The sequence below is a fragment of the Turicibacter sp. KK003 genome, from assembly GCF_037014675.1.
Classification (GTDB): Bacteria; Bacillota_I; Bacilli_A; order MOL361; family Turicibacteraceae; genus Turicibacter; species Turicibacter faecis.
In genome coordinates, this window is record NZ_CP142738.1 from 1976020 (window position 1) to 1998876 (window position 22857).

18 protein-coding genes and 1 other RNA gene are annotated in these 22857 nt (G+C 37.3%); 2 read left to right on the forward strand and 17 right to left on the reverse strand.

Translation table 11 applies throughout. The features are described from left to right. Positions 1–220 precede the first annotated feature (220 nt). The 8 genes from VXM77_RS09655 to VXM77_RS09690 all read right to left on the reverse strand — a co-directional run bounded on the left by VXM77_RS09655 (position 221) and on the right by VXM77_RS09690 (position 13022). Positions 221–1663, reverse strand: coding sequence for a glycoside hydrolase family 1 protein (locus tag VXM77_RS09655; protein WP_161830946.1), 1443 nt, complete (start codon positions 1661–1663; stop codon positions 221–223). 16 nt (positions 1664–1679) lie between these two features. After that, positions 1680–3557, reverse strand: coding sequence for a beta-glucoside-specific PTS transporter subunit IIABC (locus tag VXM77_RS09660; protein WP_161830945.1), 1878 nt, complete (start codon positions 3555–3557; stop codon positions 1680–1682). Positions 3558–3685: 128 nt separating this feature from the next. Next, entirely contained in the window at positions 3686–4528 is an 843-nt protein-coding gene (locus tag VXM77_RS09665; protein ID WP_161830944.1) for a PRD domain-containing protein, read from the reverse strand. Positions 4529–4748: 220 nt separating this feature from the next. Beyond that, a complete protein-coding gene (locus VXM77_RS09670; RefSeq protein ID WP_161830943.1) occupies positions 4749–5114 on the reverse strand; it encodes a hypothetical protein in 366 nt (121 codons plus the stop codon). Between the two features lie 368 nt (positions 5115–5482). After that, on the reverse strand, positions 5483–6472 hold the full coding sequence (locus VXM77_RS09675) for a spore photoproduct lyase family protein (protein ID WP_161830942.1): 990 nt from the start codon (positions 6470–6472) through the stop codon (positions 5483–5485). 203 nt (positions 6473–6675) lie between these two features. After that, on the reverse strand, positions 6676–7860 hold the full coding sequence (locus VXM77_RS09680) for an AI-2E family transporter (RefSeq protein ID WP_161830941.1): 1185 nt from the start codon (positions 7858–7860) through the stop codon (positions 6676–6678). Between the two features lie 304 nt (positions 7861–8164). Beyond that, positions 8165–12325, reverse strand: coding sequence for a glutamate synthase large subunit (gene gltB, locus VXM77_RS09685; RefSeq protein WP_338506173.1), 4161 nt, complete (start codon positions 12323–12325; stop codon positions 8165–8167). Positions 12326–12653: 328 nt separating this feature from the next. Beyond that, positions 12654–13022 carry a hypothetical protein gene (locus VXM77_RS09690; RefSeq protein ID WP_161830939.1) on the reverse strand — a complete coding sequence of 123 codons (369 nt, stop codon included), beginning with the start codon at positions 13020–13022 and terminating at the stop codon, positions 12654–12656. 154 nt (positions 13023–13176) lie between these two features. Between VXM77_RS09690 and VXM77_RS09695 the strand changes: the two genes are divergently transcribed. Beyond that, on the forward strand, positions 13177–14049 hold the full coding sequence (locus tag VXM77_RS09695) for a LysR family transcriptional regulator (RefSeq protein ID WP_161830938.1): 873 nt from the start codon (positions 13177–13179) through the stop codon (positions 14047–14049). 29 nt (positions 14050–14078) lie between these two features. On the opposite strand, the gene VXM77_RS09700 is transcribed toward VXM77_RS09695, so the two are convergent. The 3 genes from VXM77_RS09700 to VXM77_RS09710 all read right to left on the reverse strand — a co-directional run bounded on the left by VXM77_RS09700 (position 14079) and on the right by VXM77_RS09710 (position 15521). After that, entirely contained in the window at positions 14079–14267 is a 189-nt protein-coding gene (locus tag VXM77_RS09700) for a hypothetical protein (RefSeq protein ID WP_161830937.1), read from the reverse strand. A 101-nt stretch (positions 14268–14368) separates the two neighbouring features. Beyond that, positions 14369–14506 (reverse strand): hypothetical protein, encoded by a 138-nt coding sequence (locus tag VXM77_RS09705; protein ID WP_161830936.1) that lies wholly within the window; start codon positions 14504–14506, stop codon positions 14369–14371. Continuing rightward, on the reverse strand, positions 14484–15521 hold the full coding sequence (locus VXM77_RS09710; RefSeq protein ID WP_237658863.1) for a hypothetical protein: 1038 nt from the start codon (positions 15519–15521) through the stop codon (positions 14484–14486). Before VXM77_RS09710 ends, VXM77_RS09705 begins: the two co-directional genes overlap by 23 nt. 209 nt (positions 15522–15730) lie before the next feature. Between VXM77_RS09710 and ssrA the strand changes: the two genes are divergently transcribed. After that, positions 15731–16076: a transfer-messenger RNA gene (gene ssrA, locus VXM77_RS09715) on the forward strand. A gap of 101 nt (positions 16077–16177) precedes the next feature. Here the strand turns inward: ssrA and VXM77_RS09720 are convergent. The 6 genes from VXM77_RS09720 to VXM77_RS09745 all read right to left on the reverse strand — a co-directional run bounded on the left by VXM77_RS09720 (position 16178) and on the right by VXM77_RS09745 (position 22765). Continuing rightward, positions 16178–17782 carry a recombinase family protein gene (locus VXM77_RS09720; protein ID WP_338506175.1) on the reverse strand — a complete coding sequence of 535 codons (1605 nt, stop codon included), beginning with the start codon at positions 17780–17782 and terminating at the stop codon, positions 16178–16180. A gap of 117 nt (positions 17783–17899) precedes the next feature. Continuing rightward, the gene (locus VXM77_RS09725; RefSeq protein ID WP_300856044.1) at positions 17900–18055 is read right to left on the reverse strand and encodes a hypothetical protein; all 156 of its coding nucleotides are present in this window, start codon (positions 18053–18055) and stop codon (positions 17900–17902) included. A gap of 68 nt (positions 18056–18123) precedes the next feature. Next, a complete protein-coding gene (locus VXM77_RS09730) occupies positions 18124–19314 on the reverse strand; it encodes a hypothetical protein (RefSeq protein ID WP_338506177.1) in 1191 nt (396 codons plus the stop codon). Between the two features lie 66 nt (positions 19315–19380). Continuing rightward, complete coding sequence (locus tag VXM77_RS09735; protein ID WP_338506178.1) at positions 19381–20628, reverse strand: DUF927 domain-containing protein; 1248 nt, start codon at positions 20626–20628, stop codon at positions 19381–19383. A 29-nt stretch (positions 20629–20657) separates the two neighbouring features. After that, positions 20658–21191, reverse strand: coding sequence for a hypothetical protein (locus tag VXM77_RS09740; protein WP_338506180.1), 534 nt, complete (start codon positions 21189–21191; stop codon positions 20658–20660). A 209-nt stretch (positions 21192–21400) separates the two neighbouring features. After that, positions 21401–22765, reverse strand: a complete 1365-nt coding sequence (locus VXM77_RS09745; RefSeq protein ID WP_338506181.1) for a hypothetical protein — start codon at positions 22763–22765, stop codon at positions 21401–21403. Positions 22766–22857: the final 92 nt, after the last annotated feature.

The following is a 22857-nucleotide window of genomic DNA, read 5'->3' on the forward strand; positions in this document are numbered from 1 at the left end:
TAAAAAAGTTTCCGAAAAAATTATAATTCTGGCTACGTTATTCTAAGAACCCAATTTTCCAGTTTCGAACCATGCAAGAGTCAAAAAAATGAAATGAATTTATCTCTTCCTATCTATTAAATAAGACCACCCAAAGATTTATTCATCAATTTTAAAAAAAGACACCATCCTAAAAGGATAGTGTCAATCTAGTACCATTTATCTTATCTTACACTTCTAATTATAAAATTTCTCCATTTGATGCGATAACTTCTTTATACCAATAATAGCTGTCTTTTTTATATCGGTTTAAACTAGCTCCCTCTTCTCCCTCTTCTCGATCAACATAAACAAATCCATAACGTTTTTGATAGCCGTTTAACCAACTTAATAAGTCAGTAAATGACCAGGTACAATAGGCGATGACCTCGCAACCCTCCGCCATAGCGACTTTAAGTTCTTCGATGTGTGCCTTTAAAAAAGCAATTCGATAAGGGTCATGTATTGATTCGTCCTCCTCTTTCTTATCGAAAGCGCCCAATCCGTTTTCAGAAATAATAATTGGTAAATTGTAGCGACTCGTAATTTCACGTAATCCATAACGTAGTCCCATAGGGTCAATTGTCCAATCCCAATCTGTAGTACTTAAATAAGGGTTAGACGGATTTTTAAATAGTCCTGGTTGGCCCGTCACTTGACCCGAACCCTTTGTCCCTGTTGTATTAAAAGTTCCATATGGAGTAACCCCGTCAAGAGGATTATATTCACACACACTTGTTTGATAATAATTAACTCCCATAAAATCAACCTTTGAAGCGGCCTCCTTTAAAATCTGTCGATCATCGTCTTCAAACTGTGGAGCAATTCCTTTTCCTTGTAAATAAGTGAATGTTGATTTGGGATATCGTCCATAGGCATACATATCCATCCACCAAAAATTCTTCATATCATCAAAATCCATTTTAGACATTGCATTCATTGGATTACAATCTAGTGAATAGCTTGGGCTATAAGCAAAGCTTGCCCCGATTTTCCCATTTGGGACCATTTTTTTAAACAATAAGACTGTCTGTGCATGGGCCATAAAAGCATGATGATTCACCTGATAAAATGTTTTTTCATCGTCAAATTTTCCTGGAGGATGCATGGCTGTTAACCATCCCAATGAGGTAAAGACATTTTGCTCATTCAAGGTAATCCAATACTTCACTTTATTTCCGAATCGATCAAATAAGATTTTGGCATAGTTAACGAAATCCTCAATAATGCGACGATTTTCAAATCCATTATATTGATCAACTAACGATTGGGGAAGATCCCAGTGAAAAATTGTAACCATAGGTTCAATGTTATATTTTAAACATTCGTCAATTAAATCTTCATAAAACTTCAAACCTATCTCGTTTACCTCTCCATTTCCCGTCGGAATCACCCGAGGCCATGAGATAGAGAAACGGTATGTTTTAAGCCCCATTTCTGCCATGAGCCTCACATCTTCCTTAAATCGGTGATAGTGATCTACCGCCACATCCCCCGTTGTTCCTTTATAGGTCTTTCCTTCAATTCTAACAAATTGATCCCAGTTAGAAAGCCCCTTTCCATCTTCTAGATACGCACCTTCCACTTGATAGGCAGCCGAAGCGCTCCCCCATAAAAAATTTTTTGGCATTTTAAAACAAGTCATTCTCATATCCCCCTCATTAAATAATAGCTAACACTTGATCATTAAATGTTACAACCTCTTTTTCCTTAGCAATGATATCCATAAATTGCTGTGTATTAGTAACAATAATCGGTGTAGTTAATTCATAGCCAGCTTCTTTAATTTTTTCTAAATCAAATTCTAAAATAACATCACCTGATTTAATTGAATCTCCTTGTTTTTTATACGGAGTAAAGTATTTTCCTTCTAGATTTACAGTATCTAAACCTACGTGAATTAATAACTCAACACCCGTTTCACTTCTTAACCCTATCGCATGATGCGTCTTGAAGAAAACGTCTATTTTTCCATCAAATGGCGCAATCACTCGGCCCTTTGTTGGGATAATCGCAATCCCATCCCCCATTACTCCACTAGAAAATGTAACATCATTCACTTGGGATAAATCAATCATATGCCCTTCTAAAGGACTCATAATGTTTACTCCCGTATTTAAAGGAAGGATAGACTCCTCGTTCGCAACTTCCTCATTATTTCCTTCAACTTGTTCCTCAAATCCAACGATATATGTAATCACAAACGTTGAAACAATCGTTACCCCTAATGTAATTAAAATATAAATCAGACTTTGAGGATTTCCCTCTTCAAGATATTGTGGGAGAGTTACAATAGCCGGTGTTGCTACTCCATAACATTTTACTTGGAAGAAGCCGCCCGTTAATCCACCGATCAATCCTCCTAGGCAAGCTCCAATCATCGGTCTCTTTAGACGTAGATTTGTTCCGTATAATGCTGGCTCTGTAATTCCTGCCACTAGAGCTGAAAAGGCTGAGGAACCTGCATTTTGTTTAGTAGCAGAATTCTTAGATTTCATGGCTACAGCTAATGCAGCCGCCCCTTGAGCCATGTTTGAACAAAATTCTGCGATACAAATAAATCCTTCAAAACCTGTTGTGGCTAAAACGCCCAATTTAATTGGAGTAAAGGCATGATGCATTCCCGTCATAACAATAAATGGGAATATAGCTGCTATTAAACCAACCGCAATAAATCCTAATTTATCTTGGATGAAATAAACCAAGGCCGATAAGCCATCTCCCAAAATAGCCCCAAGTGGACCAATAACAACCATAACAATAGGTGCTATAAATAACATGACAAGCATTGGTTTTAAGAAGTTCTTTGTAATGCTTGGCGTTATTTTATCAACTAGCCGCTCAATATAAGGTAAAATTGCAACAGATAAAATAATCGGAATGACTGAATAAGCATAATTAGCATAAGTCACTGGGATTAAATTAAAGAACTTAATCGTTTCTCCTGCCTCATTTGCCCCATTTAAAAGAGCAATGAAATTAGGATGTAACAAAATCAAGGCAATACTCACTGCATAATAAGGATTAGCATCAAATCGTTTAGCCGCCGACATTCCAATTAAAACTGGCATAAAGAAGAAGGCCCCATCCCCAATCACTGATAACAATTCATACGTTTGACTTGTATTATTTAACAACCCTAACATCGGTAAAACGGTTAATAAAACTTTAATCATTGCTGCCCCAATGATAGCCGGAATAACTGGGGACATGACACTTGAGATGATATCCAAGATTTCAGAAATAATGTTTTGTTTTTTCTTCTTGATTGAACCACCTGACATGTTTTCCTTAAAATGACCTAATGTACAAATCTCCTTATACACCGATGCTACCTCATTACCAATAATAATCTGGTATTGGCCATTCTTCTTCATGAGACCGATAACTCCCTCGATTTTTTTTACTTGATCGTCATCTGCTAGATTTTCATCCTTTAAAACAAAGCGGAGCCTTGTCATACAATGAACAACCGATTCAATATTCTCCTTTCCCCCCACCTTTTCAAGAATTCCTTCTGCTAATTTTTTGCAATCCATTTTTTCTCCTCCATTCATTTAAACAAATAAAATGAAGTTTTGCCTACGTCTATAGATACATATCTATAACGTAGTTACAACCTTTTATATATAATAAGCTAGTCGACTATCTAGCATTATTACCGAATCTATATGATTGACTTCGTTCTAATTCTTTCAATGTGAATCATTAAATACAGTTGTTCCTCGAGTGATAACTCGTAATTATAGTTCTGATAGATTAATTCCTTTATTTTCACGGTGCAATGATAACTCTCCTGATACTTTTCCTTTAAAATAAAAAATAATTCGGTATCCTCATCCTCGTAAACCTTATGACTAAAAATACGCTGAGCAAAAAACTTTAAATGCGTAATAAATCGGTAATACGTACTAGATTCCTCATTAAACTCTACTTTAAAATGATATTTAATGACATTTAATACTTGCTGCATTACTTTTGTTATATTGGCAATATTTATCATATCATTATTAAGTTCGGCATTCACGATATGATACGCAATATACCCCGCTTCATCTTCCTCAAATATAACTCCCAACTCCTGTTGAATCATCGTTAAAGCCCGACGCCCAATTTCATATTCCTCAGCAAAGAGTCGTTTAATTTCCATTAATAATGGGTTTTTCACTTGAATTCCTTGATGATAACGTTCAATAGCGCCATGAATATGTTCCGTTAAACTTACATAAATAATTTCATTTAACTTTTTATTATATTCTTTCTCAAACATCGAAATAATCTTACGGGTTAATAAAATATATTCTTGTGGCAAATCCGAAACAATATTAATTAATTTATGATTAATACTTTTATCCTTACATGAAAATACTTTATAGTTTTTATTCGTGAGATTAACTTCTTGCTGCCCCTTCTTTCCAAACGCTATTCCTTTACCCATTACAATTATCTCTTCACCATTTTCATCCAGAGATATAAACGCATTATTGTTGAGTACCTTTTCAATATACATCTACTTTCCCCTCCCATTATAAAGGCATTAAAAAAAGGCAAAACCCTCCCTATAGAAGTGGGTTTTGCCTGCCTAACCAGTTACAATCCTTACGTTCATCATATCACGTAAAAATTTATTTGTAAAGCTTTACGATAGCGTTTTACAGGAAAAAAAAGTATACGTATATTTGGATTATATCCCTTATGAAAACAGGCCGTAAAGGTGCAATCAATTATATTTATAACCCTCCTTCACTTAAAATTGAATTTATCGTGTGATATATTCCTGTTCCTTTTTTATAGAGCGTTCCTTCATTTTTTTCTAAATCATTGTTGTTTCTAGTGATGATTTGATCTTGATTGATCCAAATAAAATTTTCTAACCACCAAATATTTTTTTGCTTAGTGGCGATTTTAATCGCATAATCTGGTTTTGAGCCCGGTAGCTCAACTTTCCTATTTTCTGAATGAATGAAGCCGAATATAAATTCATCCATCATTTCTTGTGAATGAATGATTTTCGGAACTTGATTTTCAGGTAAACTATTTTTTTCAATAAATAGTTCCTTTGAATGATATACACACGAAATGTTTTTTATACTCAACGCTAAACATATAAAAGCTAAAAAAGCGATAACTAAATTTTTTCATCCATGACCCCCCCCTACTATTATTCGATATTAAGAGTTGATAAAATGACGATACCCTCTTTTTTATCTTTTTTCAAGTCATGGCCAATCACTGTGTCAAACGAAGAAAAAATTTAGCAGCGAAGATGACCTATACCTGAGAACTTCTTTCCATCAAATGAGGGACTTTTCGCTTATGCCAAAAGTCGTCACACCCCCGTAAAAAATAACGGAATCAGTCGACCAAAAATTAATGAATGTTATCAAACAAAAACTCGTAGATCGCCCCTTGGGATAGACTCTACGAGTTTTATTTTTTATAGTTAATGCGCTCAGATTAGGATTTATACGATATATTTAATCTCATAGTTAAATGGGAGATGGGCAAGCCCGAATTCAAATAACTCCTTTATTTGATCCATCGTAGCGACATCGTAACTGTTTTTACCGTAAAAGTAAGGACCATACTTGTAAGACATTTCTTGAATATCTACTGGAAGATAGGGATCTTCAACGACTTGAAAGAGATGATTTTTAGCAACTTTCATAAAGCGATGAGCCATAATTTCAAAAGTCACTGGTTGGGAGGGATGTGCAGATTCTAAATATTCCTTTAGCCGTTTAATTAACATAAGGTAGTCCTCCTTCCAATTAGGGTAAACGAAGACAGGCGCAATAACAAACCCAACTGGATAGCCCGCCTTCATCATCTTAAAGGCGGCCATAATCCGCTCTTTCATACTTGGCGTTCCCTCCTCAAAACTAGAAATCACGGTATCCGTATTAATCGAAAAACGCACTTTCGTCCGTTCCTGATGATTTAGGCATAACAAGGAATCAACGTCTGTAAATTTAGTCGTAAAAGTAAAGAAAACATTCGGCTGCTTAGCCGTGAATTCAATCATATGGGCTAAGGCGTGCGTATACGGTTCCGTAGGAATAGGATCCGCCTCTAAAGAACCTTCAAACGTCACTGCTAACCCCTTTTGAGCGTATCTTTTTACCTTTTTCAATAAATCATTTTCATTCACGTATACCCTCACAAATGACCGGCACTGAGCTGCCCGACAATATTCACACCTTCCTACGCACCCCGATACAAAAGGAATCGCATAATCCGCAAATGGAGGGGCCGCCCTAAATTCCTGGTTTTTATACACACTAATCATGAGCACCTCATCACCAGAGGTATCCCTCCCCTTAGCAACCTTTGTTTGCCCATTCTCAATCACATCGATAGGAAGATGCCTACTTTCTAACTGTTTCTTCAGTTCCTTTGTCTGTTTATAAGACAAGGCCTCTTTTTCAATATACACATGATAAGGTTTAAACATCCGAATCCTGCTACCCGTAGCACCTTAAACTTAAAGAGCATGAGCGTGTTAAGCGGAGCAGTTCCCTCCTTTCCATTTTACTATTTTTTACGAAATTAGCCGATTTAATTCTTTGAAATAAAAAACGCTAAAGCTCCTTTAAACTCTAGCGTTTTTTACTCCAACATACAAAAAATATTTCATTTTGCTATTTCTTTACCACACTAATTAGTTTCATCGCTTGCAAACCCTTTTTCCGTCAACATCCCAGATTGTTTCAGGCGATGATAACGACGACTTAAATAAATTTGAGCGAGTGCAGCTGATGGAATCGACACAATCATTCCAAGCATGCCTAAATAATGTCCGCCAATAAGAATGGCAATCAGTACCCACACCGGATTCAGTCCAACACTATTACTCAACAATTTCGGTTGAATGACATTCGCATCGAGTTGTTGATAAATGGTCAATAAAATAAGCGTTAAGACTGCCAGTTGCCAACTTGAAAATAAAGCTAATACAAATCCTAACACCGCTCCAAGAATCGGACCGATATATGGAATAACGTTAGCAATCCCCGTCACTAATCCGACTAAAATTGCGAATGGATGATTAATAATTAATAAAATAATCGTTGAGCAAACTCCGGCTAACAAGGCCGCGATTAATTGGGCGATTAAAAATCCACCAAATACCGTATCTAAATCGACTAACAATTGCTTGCAACGTCTTAAGGTACGTGTTGAAAGTAATGCCTGTGCCCCTTTGTGAAGCGAATCAATCAACACTTCTTTATCTTTTAAAAAGTACACCGATAAAATAATCGTCGTTAGCGTACTAATCGCAAAGCCCGTCACATTCGTAATCACGCCTGTTCCAACTTGAAGGGCATGAGTTCCTAATGAACTCAAAATATTGGTCACTAAATGCGAAATTTGATCGATTTGTTGTTCTGTAATCACCGTTTGTACATACGGACCAAACTCATTCATATAGCGATTAATACTTGATTGAAGGGCTGGAAGCGACTCGAGTAATAAACGTAAATTCGTGAAGATTGGAGGAATAATGCTATTAAATAAGAAGTAAATCGCTCCAACAACGAGTAGGAATAAAATTAAAATTGAGATAACTCGTCGCGACCCCGACGATAAGTCTCGTTTAACCATCCGTTTCGTGAGCCGACTTAACGCCTGCTCAATCCATTGCATCGGACGATTTAAAATATAAGCAATCGAAAAGGCGATAATAATCGGGCGGATCAGTAAAATGAAGTTTTTTAGACTGCCCATAATCAGGTGGATATTCCGCAAGGTAAAATAAACAACGACAACGCCTACTCCAACTAAGAAATATCCTAAATACTTTTGCCAACGCTCTTTATTTCTTTTAAATTGTTGTAACATTGAAAACCCTCATTTCCTTGATTAACTCAGTACTTTCATTGTAACACCACTTCGATAAGATAGATAGTAAGAGATTAAAATAATCCCATTGAAAACGCACACCCCATTCCCTGCACTGCTTTAAAATATGCTATACTAATAAACAAGTGAAAGGAGGGGATACGATGGGAGAATTAATCATCATCCTTATTCAATTCATGGCTGTTCTTTTAATTAATGTTGCGATTATTTACACCCCCATTCGACTGTTAAAAAAACTATTACATCGATAAAAGAAGAACCCCATCATGAGGGGTTCTTCTTTTTATAATTCTAATTGATAGTAATCAGCTGATGTCACTAATGTAAATTGATGAACTTCATCATCAAAATTCTTTAAGATTTTCGTTGCTAACGGATTATCAGTTTGTTTCACGTAATCTGTTAATATGTCTTTTAAAATCTCACGATGACGGTCCTTCATCTCAAAGACTTGCACGTAAGATTGATTGAGTTTCTCGTCTAAATATTTTGCTTGGTACAAGAATAAGAGTCCACCCGTCATTCCTGCCCCCACATTTGCCTGAACAGAACCGAGTGAAACGACCACACCACCTGTCATGTATTCACACGCATGAACGCCCATTCCATGATTAAGGGCAATAGCTCCCGAATTACGAACGGCAAATCGTTCTCCTACGCGTCCTTCTAAATAACATGATCCTGAAGTTGCACCGTATAAAATTGTATTTCCTGCAATTAAATGATGATTCGTGTAGTTAGGGTCTTCAATGGATTTTTCGCGTGTCGTTTCGTCCGCTTTAATGACGATTTGACCACCACTTAATCCTTTTCCAACATAGTCATTCGCATATCCTGTGTGGATGAGTTTAACACTCTCATTCATAAATGCCCCGAAGCTTTGCCCAGCATAACCATAGGTTTGGAACGTACGAGCCGAGTCGCTCACCAATTGAACCCCCAGTGTACGAAGTTGCGTATCGATCACGTTAACCTCCGACTCATTTAAATGAACCGGTTGAAGCGCCGGATTTTCAACACGCATAGGTTGATTCACTGGCAATACTTCTAGCCAATCTAGTGTTAAATGATAAGGATTCGGCGATACTAATTCAAGTAAATCAGTACGTCCACGAAGTTCTGCTAATGAACGAACCCCTAACAAGGCCATTAATTCACGTACCTGCTGGGCCACAAATGTAAAGTAAGTTTTTAACATCGTTGGATCCTCTTTCAGACGTTGACGTAATTTTTGGTCTTGCGTCGTAATTCCCGCTGGGCATTTTCCCGTATGACACTGTTTACATCCAATGCATTCAAGCATCACCAGACACATCGTTCCAAATCCAAATTCATCTGCCCCAAGAATAGCTCCTAAAACAACATCATACCCTGATTTGATTTGTCCGTCGACCTGAATCCATGTTTCATGACGGACATCATTCTCAAGTAATGATTTATGTGTTTGGAATAGACCGTACTCCCATGGAAGTCCTGTATATTTTAACGAAGATTTAGGAGAGGCCCCTGTTCCTCCGTTAAATCCTGAAATAACAACTTTTTTCGCTCCCGCTTTGACCACGCCATTAGCGATCGTCCCCACATTCGGTAACGAAGCTAATTTAACACTAATTAGGGCACTTGGATTCGTTGTTTGTAAGTCATCAATCAATTGAGCTAAATCTTCAATCGAATAGATATCGTGATGAGGTGGCGGTGAAATTAAATCAACTCCCTGTTTCGCGTAGCGAACACGAGCAATATGTTCATCTACCTTCGATTTAGGTAAGTGTCCACCTTCTCCCGGTTTTGCCCCTTGGGCCATTTTAATTTGAATTTCTTGGGCACTTTTTAGGTAATCATAAGTCACACCAAAGCGGCCTGATGCGACTTGTTTCACTTTAGAAGCGGTTATGGTTCCAAAACGTTCAACGAGCTCTCCACCTTCTCCACTATTTGAGGCTGCCCCGAGTTCATTCATCGCGCGAGCAATCGTGCGATGAGCTTCAACCGATAATGCCCCATAAGACATGGCCGATGCTACAAAGTGCCGCACAATCTCCTCTGTCGATTGAACCTCTTCTAGTGAAAGCGGCTCTGTTGCCTTTAATGATAAACAGTCGCGTACATTGATCAAACGTCCACGCTCCGCTTCCATCACGGATTTGAAAGCCTCATAATCATTGGCCTGGATTGTTGCTTTTAGCTCTTTAATAAATGATTTGGAGTAGGCATGGTTCATGAAGACTGAGTCCATGTTTTGATATTCGTTAGCCTTGCTAATGTCCACGCCATCTTCCATCATCGCATCAAGGTCTTCGAATGTTTTACCGCCAAAAAGAGACGGTTGATTTGTAAATAAAGCAGTCACTTCTTGATCTAGACCGACCACTTCGAACACTTTCGACCCTCGATAAGAGTCCACGGTTGCAACCCCCATCTTTGCCATTAGCTTAAGAAGCGCCTGGTTACATCCTGCAATATAATTGTCATATGCTTCATCTGCAAAAAGTTTTGTTTGATGTTGGATGTATTCATAACAGAAATATGGGTAAATGACGTCCGCCCCATAAGCTAGTAACATCGCATGGTGAATAGGAAGGCGTGCATCCGCGCAACAAACGGCTAAGCGCACTTCTAATCGTTTCCCCATTTCAACTAAAACTTCGTGTGCGATGGCAGTCGCCATTAAAGAAGGAATCGTCTTTCCTTCAGCCTCCTGTTCAAGAATTAACAAACGTGAACCAGCTAACACGGCTTTTTTGACATCATGTCGCAATTGATCCACTGCCTCTTTTAACGTTGACTCGTATTCTAGGAAAATGAAACGTGGGTCGAAAGCCTCTTCCTCAGAAAGTGCCATCCACTGGTCACCGGTTAAAATTGGAGTTGAGAACTCATAAACAGGATAATCTAATCGTTCATCGTGTAAAGAAGTTACCGAGGTCACGGTCGTTGTTAATGAAAACACTGATTTTTCTCGAATTGAATCCAGTGGTGGATTCGTCACTTGGGCGAAATTTTGTTTAAAGAAATCAAAAAAGAGTTGCGGGCGCGCTTGTAACATGTTTAAGGCTGCCGTATATGGAAAAGATCCAATCGCCTCTTTTCCATTTTCAACTAATGATTTTAATTCCTGCATGTATTCCGCATTTGTATAAAAATATTTCTTCGCTGTGTGTTCAAAATCTTCCGTTAAAAATTGTTCGCTATGCGTGGCAATTGGTTTAATGAGTCGTTCATTCAACCATTCACGATAAGGTTTTTGCGTGGATAATACGGCTTTAATATCTGCATCTGTCGTCACAGTTTGCTCATCTAAATCAACGCATAGAATTTCACTTGCCTGAATACGGCTAGCTACCTTAATTTCCTCAAGTGGCGTATTTAACACTCCAATTTCTGAGGCAAGAACAATTTGATTTTCTGTTTGAACATATCTAAACGGACGCAGTCCATTACGATCGAGCGTCGCAATTAATTTATGTCCATCACAAACGATAACTCCAGCTGGACCGTCCCATGCCTCTTGTTTTAACCCACAATATTCATAATAAGCCTTCAAGTCGTCACTTAGGCGCGCATCATGCTCATACGCCTTCGGTAAAAGGCGCGTCACTGCATCCTCAAGCGTAAAATTCTCATGAAGGAGCGCTTCTAACGTTCGGTCAAGATTCGCACTATCTGAATGTTTCTCGTTACAAATCGGAAAAACCTCTGGATACGCCGACAGTCCCGCTCGTGCATTCGACCAATTAATATTTCCAGAAACGGTATTAATTTCTCCATTATGCGCTAAATAACGGAAAGGTTGAGCTAAATTCCATGACGGCTTCGTATTCGTACTAAAGCGTTGATGGACAATACAGAAATTAGAAGTAAATCTTTCATCCTGCAAATCTAAATAATAGCGTGGTAATTCATCAGGACGCAATAACCCCTTGTACACAATCGTCTGTGACGAGCACGATAAAATATAGCACGTACGATCAGATAACTCTTCTTCTTTCCACTTTTGTTCAATAAAACGATGTAATTTATATAAAACTGTCTCCGCTTGATTTGTCATATCAATGATAAATTGAGTGGGCACTGGCTCCGTTTGAGTCGCCGTTGGCGTCAGAAAACTCGCATCCACCGGAACGACAATTTCCTTGATAAGTTGTAGCTTTAATTCTTTAATAGTTTCATAAATATGATCTTTGGCCAATTGGCGATCATTTTCTCCTTTCGGTAAAAAGGTCATCATCACTGCAAAGTCCCCTTGAATTCCGTACCTTTTCTCATAAAACGATGTAGGAATTTGTAATAAAATTCCACATCCATCCCCTGTTCCGTCCTTTGATGTTCCACCACGATGACTAAGTGCCTTTAAGAGTGTCATCCCTTGTTCAATAATGTTGTGACTATATGTTCCGTCTAGATTGGCAATTGCTCCAATCCCACAATTCGAATGATCAAACATACACTTCCTCCTTACTCCCGTACCTGCATTTTTAGATGCTTATATTAATTATGATATGAAGTCATATTCCCGTCAACTCATGCGTCAGGTTTTCTCATACTTTTTACCTTTCTAACATAAAAATGACGCCGATTCCCGGCGTCTTTATCTTAAGTTAAATCGTAAAATGCTCATTCATCAGAGGTTCAATCTATACACAGTGATACCTTTTGTACCTTCGCTATTGAACCTCCCTAACGATGAACCCTTTTTCATTTTAGCTCGTGCAAAGCTTTCAAGTGATACATTTAACCCCTTGATCGCCAAACAGCCCACTTAAGGGGCAACCTTATCGCGACATTCCTTTTGGTGAATTTACTTTTTTAACTTTATGTTTGAACGGCCAATGTTTTGTTAACAATAAAAGCATCTCAAACCCTAACAGAATAGTCGCCACTAAATAGAGCACCCAACAGGACTGAAACATCACTGCCGCTACTGAAACAACGTGCCCCGCTTTTGGCATGCGACTTTTTAGACAGACTTGATATGCATACGCATGTAGGCAAAAGAGGATAACATACGTCACTGTATTAAAAACAATCCCTCCCATGAATGGGGCAACAAATTCTTTCGTCATCGGTGCCAACATCAAGATGATGACGATCTGGATCAACACAAGTGCCAGTTTAAATAATCCCATTTCTCGTCTTATCACAACACCATCCCGCTTTCTAATGAATTAAGGTCTGATTGACCTTCACCTCTATTGGTAGCATATGCGAAAACCTATGAATCGTCACTACCCACGTCGCTTTTTATGATATAATAGGTGAAAAATTGATGTTTTTTGATGAATTGGATGTGATGCTATGAATTTAAACCATCTTGAATATTTCCGTGTACTCGCACACTTAGAGCATTATACGCAAGCAGCAAAGGAGCTTTCGATTACTCAACCTAGCTTAAGTCATGCGATTTCGATGCTCGAAAAGGAGTTAGGAACACCCCTTTTTGAAAAACAAGGGCGGAATGTTCGACTCACGCGCTATGGACGCTTTTTTCTCACTTACGTTGAACAGGCATTGGATGAAATTAAATTAGGCGAGCAAAAATTAAAAGAATTTTCCTATCAAACGGATGGCATCATCCGACTTGGCTTTGATGCCTTGCTCGAACCCACCTTCGTTCCTAAGCTCATGCAAACCTTCCTAAGCGAACAAGTCCTCACCTTCACGCTCAAACAATCCGACCCACACGCCTTAATAGATCATCTAAAAACAGGTGCCCATGATTTAATTATCTCTACCTCTGTTCCGCTTGATTATGAATTAGAAACCACCACGCTTGCAACGTGGAAATGGCACCTTCTCATCGCTTCTACCCATCCTTTCGCTCATCGAAGTGATATTTCCTTACAAGAACTTCGGGAGCAACTGTTCATTCTTCCCCCGACTCAAACACCGGAACACCTCGCTATCACACAGTTATTCGTCCAGCAACACCTTCCCTTGCCTAACACCTTAGAAATTGCTCAAAAAGAGACGACTCTTGAACTGGTCGCACTCAATTATGGGGTTAGCATAGCTTTAAATCCGACGCCACTTCTTCGACAAGATATCCAATCCATTCCAATCAAAGGGACCTTACCTTTAGAAGCCTACCTCATCACATTAAAAAATCAATCCTTAACTCCCTCTGCCCGTTTATTTAAGGACTTCCTCCTTCAAACGACAAAAAGCTGAGTTCCAACAAACTCAGCTTTTTTTATTATTTAATCTTTATTTTTTGACTCTAACTTTGCTTCGATTACATCCAATCTATGAATAATCGTATCCAACTTTTGAAGTAACCCCTTCATAAATTGATAGATACCTACACAAACAAGAATTATTAGACCATAACCCATGATTTGACTCATCAATAATGGAAAATCCCATGTCACATAAGTTAAATACTCCATCATTCTCCTCCCCATTTTTTACTTTCTTTGATTATACATCAACTAATGGGGAGGACACCAGTCACTTTCTGCTTTGGCATCACTAAAAACAGTAGGTTTCGCTACTGTTTTTTTAAGTCGTTTTTCACTTTTTTTAAATATTTCGTAATTAAGTTGTAGTCATCTTCTGTAATTTCATGTTGTTCAATCATTTTTAATAATTTAACTTCAATCGATTCAACTTCGTGCTTGTTCTTCATCTTGCTTAAACCCTTCTCTCACTATGCGATATTCAATTCCTGTCACATCATGTTGATAATCATAATCATAAACCCATAAATCAATTCGGTTATCCCAGCTACAAGCCCCGCAAGCATCCAATACAATTGCTTTTTGCGTGTCTCCTGTCGGATATGTAATTTCTAGAACGGTTCCATAATAACTTGGAATTCCTCGCTCATTCAATCCAACTTCCATGACCTCATCGATATTCACTGCTACAATAGGAAGCCATTCATATTCTGAATCATAATAATGCATCACATTATCAATAACTTTTACTCCGTCGTCTTGGTAACTAAGTCCGTATCCCACACGAACCTCCCCGGCTTTCACACTATAAAATGTTTGTCGGTAATCTCTAAAGACCGGTTCTGTCTCGCTTACTCCATCCTCAGAGGCATCCGTCTGCTCTTTCGCAACGACTTGATCCTGTGTTTCATCCCCGGATTCCTCTGCTAAGGTAGCGTCTGTTGACTCTTCTACCGGCTCCTGATTCCCGACCTCATCTCCCGTATCTTGTATCTGATCTTCTTCAGTTGCTTCAGGGGGAGCCCCCTCTTCTTCATCCGAATCTATCGCAGGCTCGTCCATGTCATCATGGGTCTCATTTTCTACAGCATCAGTGGCCTCATTTTCAGGATTCACCACTGCATCTGACTGTGAGTCATTTTCTTGCCCATTTACCGTCACGACGTTCATCTCTACTTCTGAATCGGCCTCTTGTTGAACGGCCATCAAGGCCGTGCTTAATTGTTTGAGTGCCAATTCTTTTTGTTGTTGCCCCTCACTTTCAGATTCCTCGGAATTCAAGGTCGCGACCTCAGTCTTCACTTCCTGTGATTCCGATTCGGTGGGCATTTCAACTTCAGACGTTGGTTCTTTATCTAAAAGCTGTGTCCTATCTTCTTCCACCGCCGTCGTACTTTCTGGCGCCATTGGCTGTGGGAAAATAAAGCCTAGGACAACCATGAAATTTACCATTAGATTTAACATATTCCACCTCAATTTAAATGGTTTTTGCACATGTATATTATGACCAATTTTTTATTTTTTACACGTTTCTGACCTTTTTTAGTGATTGGATTCATAATTTGGATGTTAAATGCCCATACTATTGGATGGATTAGCTACAATTGACAGGGTCGATGGCTTGTCAAAGTGGTTAAAATGAAGTATAATGAGTCATGTAATCAAATTAACCTGGGGATGTTACGGATTCGACTGGGGCATTTGAGCTTAATAAGCAAGTCGTGTTAGCCCACGTTAAAAGGTCGAGGTTATAATAACCGGAAAAACAAACTTACAATTAGCTGCTTAATATAACGTAGCTGCCTACCATTCAATCGCCCATGTTGAATGACTAGGCTCACTGAAGTGGGATACGCTAGTCTGTGCCGTTTGAATAGCCTAGAAGAGATGATCAAACTCGCGGTCTGACAGGTGTGTCGCCTGACCAGTCACCCGTTAAATTTAATAGGAGACTAAACTTGTAGAAAGTTAAGTGGTCGGTGTTTTAGGACGGGGGTTCGACTCCCCCCATCTCCACCAGAAAATACACGTCCGCAACTGTTACAGGAAATTGAATAAAACAAAAACCATTATCTGAGTTCAGATTAAATCTGATTTGAGATAATGGTTTTTTTATCTTCTTATATTGCTTCCTGATGATTCATACCCTCCCCGATTTCTAATCGTTGATAACGAACTGAGTAAATGAGGATGACCTGTTTGAAGTCATGAAAAAAGCCACCGAGGTTATAATGGACCTCGATGGCTTCGTTATAAATAATAATTTGATGGATAAAACGTGATAAGATATATTTCACTTGCGTATCCTTATTTGACAACATATACGACTTCGCTTCTTCAAGTACTTGTTTTAATTGCTCTTCTGTTAAGGTAACAGACTCCTGCTTAATCTGATTTGCCTCAATCTGTTGAAGCAATTCTGTCTTCTCCTCCTCTAATCGTTTAATTTCTTGTGTGATAGCTTCCACATTATTTAGACCACTCACTGCAATCACTTGAACGAGATTAGATAACTGAGTACTTACTTCATTCAAACGTTTCTTCAATTGGGGTAAATCTTCATTCACAGTCGCTAACTTCTCAAATAACCGTTGATTCACCATCTCATGTAAGGTTTGAATATTATCTGATTGCAATAAGATAGCCATCAATTGGTTGACAATAAATTTATCAATGAGCTCCTTGTCTATTTCTTTACAACGACAAGGAGTTTCAAACTGCTTACGCTTACTGCAACGATACGTTACATACTTATGCTTATTCCGTCCGCCCACACGACTACTTCCATGATAAGGCGAACCACACATTCCACATTTAATTAGACCGCTCAATAAGTAAACTTCTTTTGCCTTATGTTGACCTTTACTTTGTTTACGTTGTTTCAATAATTTCTGAACTAGATCAAAGGTTTGTTCATCAATAATAGCTGGGAGTCCATCCTTCACCCGAATAATTTCGTTCTCATTCTTATTTTTTCTATGACTTCGCTTTATTCCTACCACTTTAGGTTTAGCAACTGAACGATTAAATACATATTCACCCTTATACTTCGGATTAGTCAACAGATCATAGAAGGAAGAGGTTGCGGTGAACCTTCTCCCCAATTTCGTCCTATACCCTAACATGTTCAAATACTTAGCTAGCTCACTGTAACTCCATCCCTCAATCACTTTATCATATATAATGCGGATAGCCTTCGCTTCTTCCTCATTAATCACATATCGTTTAGTTACAGGGTCAACATCGTATCCAAGTGGTGGGATTCCTCCATTATGAAGAGCTTTGAAGGCATTCTCCTTTAATCCCTTCATAACTTCTCGTGCCAAGTTGGCAGAATAATATTGACCTACACCTAATTGAACAATCTGTTGTAGTTGACCTTCAGGCGTATCCGTAAACTGTTCAATCACACTTTCAATTTTAACCCCATAAGCTAATAACTGATTTTGCACATTCAACGCATCATAAACACTTCGTGAGAATCGGTCCATTTTATGAACGATGACTACATCAAATAAACCTTGGCTAGCATCCTGCAACATCTTTTGAAAGCCCGGACGTTCCGTATTTGTTCCGGTTAAAGCTTCATCCTTATAATCGGTAATTAAGTGATACCCCTTATCCTGGATATATTTATGAATAGCTCGTTGTTGGGCATCAATTGATTCTTCACGTTGATTACTGCTGCTAAACCGACTATAGCTGGCGACTCTTACTAATGACATATTAATAACCTCCAATTCATATATCCCCACTTAAATAATATTAATTTCATTCCTTGATTCCTACGTTTAAGATAAGCTGATGAATGGAGCCCCTTGTAAGGCTCCATTCATTTATCCCTAAGTTGTTTTTAACCTGTTATTAGCTATTAAATCCGCCAACCAATCCGTCACAGAAGAAATCACTTCTTCTACCTCTAAATTATCACCCATGATATACATTAGGGCATTGGGTTGCTTCATCTCGTTACGATCATACTTCTTAACTAACTCCATATTATCACTCCTGTTGAAATATCAAGCCACGGACGTGACCTTGACCATTAACCTTTTTCTATCCCCATCTAATTAAACAAGCTATTTTTTATTAGTTGATTCGATATCTGAATAAAAACGGCTAAAGGAATTTGTACATAAGAATCCTGTAAATGTGGTCCTAAAACAGTTAAATTATCCAGTAATTGATTGAATTGATCCGAAGTTGGCCTAATCTGAGACCTTCCTCTATTTTTAAAGGCGATGCCCAAGTGCTTTTTTAATGCCTTCCAATCATTTGAAGAACACGAATCGTGATGACACTTTACGGCTATCGCACCGTCAGGAAATTGAATAATACAAAAGCTCCAATCATCATGTTCGGGATTAAACGGACAATATTTGAACTTGTAGAGAGTAGAATTTCCTTCCCAAGCTTTCTTCTCATAGACTCCCAAATTATGACGCTTTATTAAATCTTCAACATCTATTCTCCGCATAGTGGGATTACCAGTATTCCTATAATCACAGCTTTTATGCGAATCATTAATTCCTTTTTCTGATAGTTTAGTGATTTCTTTAATTTTCTCTATCGGGATGGTCTGAATAACTTTTGGTTGATGGATAACTTTTGATATACGATGTGGTCGTTCCTCACTAGACTCCCCTTTACAGGCAATTGTCCCATAAAGTTTTACTATTCTTGACGCGTTATAAGTTGTAGTATCTACCTTAGCGCCATCACTAGCAGGAAATAAACTGTTTAACGTTTGTAGGAACTCTTTTAACAATAATCGATTCGTATCTTCATTTGCTAAATCAATTGGATACAACAGATGATATCCATTACCACTATCGCAAACAATCGGATCAAACCAACCTTTACTTTTTAAAAATCTAAAGATTTTTTTTGCCTTTACATAGGCAGTTTTCTTTTCATCGTCAGTTGATGAAATACCAGCCTTCCGCTCTGGATCTAAATCAATAAGAAGATATGAGAACTTTTTAATCCCACTATCCTTGGTTGTCTGTTTTACATTAAAATTTAGAGTATTTTGTTCCTCAAGTTGAACGACAGTAGCAAGCGGGTTCAGTGTAAAATAAATATCATAGGTTCCTATATAAGCACCAATATCATTTGCTAATCGTGTAAAATCATTGTAATAGCCTGAGACTACTCCATTTTTAGTTTTCAGTATACGCACCTCCACGAATTCCTTTTCCGCTCGAAAAATTTTCAAATTTTTTACTACGTTGGCTTGAATCTCCGTTAAACTCATTTTCATACTCACCTTTTCCTTCTTAAATAAAGTTTTTATAAATTTAGGGAAAAAAAACTCCCTTTATTATTCAAATTTTTTTAAAATCCCTGCTTCCATAGCCGTTCTAAACGTAATTTCTTTTTTTCTACCATCTTTTTTATTTATACTTCTATCAAAATAGGGAATTTTAGAGCATTCTAAAATTATGCAGTTTACATCGTCACCATTTAAACTTCTTTTTCGGGTATTTTTACCTTTTTCATGATTTAACCATCCTTCTTTTTTCCATTGTTTAATCACTATCTCAGGCGTTTCATACTTTAAATCTTTCAATATTTCCATAATCACTTTATAAATAATAATAATCTGATTAAATTGGGGTGTACTATCACCATCATGATTTTTGGTTGAAGGATGATAGATTATTTTCCCCCAAACATCGTTATACCCTAAATTTGAGGGAGAACTCTCTCCACCACTTTCGATAAAAAAGTGTTTTTTCTTAATAGAAATATAATCGACCAAATTAGCAATCGCTCTATGGCCTAATTCTGCTTCTTCCAACTTCTCTGTTTCATTTTTAATTAGAAGAGTTCCTATTTTGTTTAGGTCAAATCCCCATTTAAATTTTTGATTAGCCAGTTCTCCAGTCACCATAAATACAGCTAACTTATTAGCAATCCTTGTGGTAATTGGACTTTCTGGTAGAAAACGTTCCATCTGTTCACTCCAGTGATTCATCATTTTTAAAACCCTTTCTTTTCCTAAATCCATTAAATAAATAACAAACTTAGGACCTATATGACCATAATTCTGGGTAACTGTTTCTTTTATTTCATCTGATTGTACTGCTGAGGTTGTCCAAATAATATCCGATAATTCAATGAGTCGAACTCTTAGCCCTGTATTTTGTTTCGAGTTTCCGAATAATGACTTCTCACCCGTAGAAATAATCAAAGTGCTCCATGTACCCGACTCTTGCATTGTTAAATCTGAGGTCATACGGCTTGTTTCCTTACCTTCTGAGAAAGAATAAATAATTTTTGTAAAATCATCCCCTCTTGACATACTCACCTCATCCAATGCAATAACAACACCATTATTGCCAGTAAGACTTCTTTGGATTGCGTTCACCGTACCATTCCAGCTAAGCATTAAACCATTCCCTTTTATAACAGGAGATCCAAAAACCGATATAGCCAATTGGCAAGCAGTCGTTTTCCCAGTGGAACTATCATTTATAATATGAGCTATTATATTTTCCATCGACATTTCCCTTGAAATAAACCCAACAACCGCTGATGCCAATCCCATAACAACTGCCAATTCCATTGGTGAATTACCACAGACATGCCGCTTTATTAAAGCTCGCCATTTTTTTCACTTCCTGTCGGTTTAATATCTAAATCACCACTATAAGTTGATTTTCCAGGCGAATTTTTTCCTAATAACTGATGATGCTTAAAGTAAATCCCCTGACTTGATTGACTAAATCCGATGTGGGAATGCTTATAAAAGCAGCTAACTATCTCTTTACGGTTAATCAGATGACAAAGAACCTGATTTTTATTACCAAAGTCAACACCAACCCCATATTTCGATAATTCGGCTACCTTCTTCGAATTCGCCAAGACATTAGCTGGTATATCGAGTTTTTTTATTTGTCTATCAGGACCTCTATACTCTAAACAAAGAAAATGCTCTTGGGTTTCTAATTTGATAAACTGTTCGTTTAAATCAATATAATCTGCCACCCTAGTATCTGCATACCCTAGTTTTCTTTCATAGACCCCTGTCTCATCCCCTATAATTTCTGGGTATCTCGTAGAATCTTCCTGTTTTTTCTTTTGTTGAACTGGAAAATAATTAATTTCTCTGTTAGTTGTACTAGTCATACTTCATTCCTCCTAAATTAGATGGGATAACCAAAATCCATTGTCCCAATCACACAATTAAATTTTACGGCGGTTATCTCTTACAAGACTAGTTTAATAAATTTCAACCTTTTGTTTGATTGGAATTTTTTAAGCCTTTTTTTATTCAAACACAAAAAAAAAGCGCTATAATCGGATTTATAACGCTAACTTTATTCTTAACTGAGATGTCAATCAGACATGGAAATTCCTATTTTGCATAAATATATCTGATATTCCTTCAATATATACTTGAAATCCTTGTTTAAAAAATCGTTGTTTAGTTGCACAGTGGTGTCACGAAGATGGCTTAATACAAATGCATGACAAGTTGATAAACAATTATCCTCTACCCCTAAAACTGTATCTTGAGTTGATTCAATTTCTTCGTAGCACCGCTCAATAATGTGATTTAAATAGGTGCTAAAACTTTTAATACCCATGAGATATTTTTTTACATCATTATACATATTCTTCGTCTTCAGGCTATTCAAAAACCTCATTATGCATAAATTATTTACACAATCATTCCCTTGAATTTGAGTAAATAGTATATCAAATATTTCTCGTTGTTTCTCTTCGCTAATTTTTGCTGACAAAAATTTTCTTCTTAAAGCACTTAACTCCATAAACTGATGGAATTTAAATGTTTTTTCTATCATAAATTCAATCTCACATTGAAGTTCGCATTCTGGTAGTGGAAGATCTGATCTAGTTTTTATTATATCAACCCAATCCGTCTTAGGGGGAACATCATACGGAGAAAACTGTTTTACCTGTAAAATATAATCTTTCCTGTGTAATAGGAATTCACGAAATTCTTGAATGAAAAGCAAATACTCTTTGAAAACAATTGTACCTATTTTTCCTTTTTCATATTTTTTTAAGAACTTTTTTTTACACTTATTTTCTGCCTGTTTCCTTTTGTATAAATAGGCAAGAGCATACGCTAAATCCGTAGTAATGTATCCGCTTTTCTCATTTCTAAAACCTCTAGTGCTCCATATGTTAAAAGATTCTAAAAATTTATAAAAATTTGATGCTTCATTCCCTGGTTCTATACTATAGCTAGCTAAGTAATTATCCCAAAGAGGATCATCTTTTGTCTTGACATACTCATAATCAATCTGATTATTACTATCGGAAACATAATTTAAAAATACATCTTTTTTAGACAATAACTGTTCCTCGTTGTTCCTATTGTCTAAAAGAAATGTATCGTCTCGCAATCCCTCAAAGTTAAGGTCTTCTAATTCATTCCTTCTCAAAAGAAGTCCTAGTTTATCCTTTAAATGATACATATAGATGATGGGGAATAAGAAATTATCTTTTTCCTCCTTACCAAAAATAGCAGCTAATGTTTCGTGAATGGATTCAAGTTCATCTTTCCAAATTTCATCTACCTCGCATTTGATATTTCTTATCATTTCATCTAGGGAAAGATTAGTTGGAACATATCTTTTATTAATTCCTACTCCATTACTAAATCTTTTTATCCACTCATCAGGCGATATCAACACACCACCCACTTTTCCATATAAATCTAAATCTTTCATTTTTTTCACACCTTCCTGATACAACTACTTATTATTATACCTGCTCCTATTTTTTTTAGTTTTATTTTACGGCATTTTTTGCATTATCGGAT

Bases quoted from the DNA above. Each gene is read 5' to 3' on its own strand.
- VXM77_RS09700 (WP_161830937.1), bottom strand. From the start codon at position 14,267: ATGGAGTATTTAACTTATGTGACATGGGATTTTCCATTATTGATGAGT.
- VXM77_RS09695 (WP_161830938.1), top strand. From the start codon at position 13,177: ATGAATTTAAACCATCTTGAATATTTCCGTGTACTCGCACACTTAGAG.
- VXM77_RS09720 (WP_338506175.1), bottom strand. From the start codon at position 17,782: ATGTCATTAGTAAGAGTCGCCAGCTATAGTCGGTTTAGCAGCAGTAAT.
- VXM77_RS09730 (WP_338506177.1), bottom strand. From the start codon at position 19,314: ATGAGTTTAACGGAGATTCAAGCCAACGTAGTAAAAAATTTGAAAATT.
- VXM77_RS09725 (WP_300856044.1), bottom strand. From the start codon at position 18,055: ATGGAGTTAGTTAAGAAGTATGATCGTAACGAGATGAAGCAACCCAAT.
- VXM77_RS09735 (WP_338506178.1), bottom strand. From the start codon at position 20,628: ATGGAATTGGCAGTTGTTATGGGATTGGCATCAGCGGTTGTTGGGTTT.
- VXM77_RS09655 (WP_161830946.1), bottom strand. From the start codon at position 1,663: ATGACTTGTTTTAAAATGCCAAAAAATTTTTTATGGGGGAGCGCTTCG.
- gltB (WP_338506173.1), bottom strand. From the start codon at position 12,325: ATGTTTGATCATTCGAATTGTGGGATTGGAGCAATTGCCAATCTAGAC.
- VXM77_RS09680 (WP_161830941.1), bottom strand. From the start codon at position 7,860: ATGTTACAACAATTTAAAAGAAATAAAGAGCGTTGGCAAAAGTATTTA.
- VXM77_RS09660 (WP_161830945.1), bottom strand. From the start codon at position 3,557: ATGGATTGCAAAAAATTAGCAGAAGGAATTCTTGAAAAGGTGGGGGGA.
- VXM77_RS09705 (WP_161830936.1), bottom strand. From the start codon at position 14,506: ATGAAGAACAAGCACGAAGTTGAATCGATTGAAGTTAAATTATTAAAA.
- VXM77_RS09740 (WP_338506180.1), bottom strand. From the start codon at position 21,191: ATGACTAGTACAACTAACAGAGAAATTAATTATTTTCCAGTTCAACAA.
- VXM77_RS09675 (WP_161830942.1), bottom strand. From the start codon at position 6,472: ATGTTTAAACCTTATCATGTGTATATTGAAAAAGAGGCCTTGTCTTAT.
- VXM77_RS09710 (WP_237658863.1), bottom strand. From the start codon at position 15,521: ATGTTAAATCTAATGGTAAATTTCATGGTTGTCCTAGGCTTTATTTTC.
- VXM77_RS09665 (WP_161830944.1), bottom strand. From the start codon at position 4,528: ATGTATATTGAAAAGGTACTCAACAATAATGCGTTTATATCTCTGGAT.
- VXM77_RS09745 (WP_338506181.1), bottom strand. From the start codon at position 22,765: ATGAAAGATTTAGATTTATATGGAAAAGTGGGTGGTGTGTTGATATCG.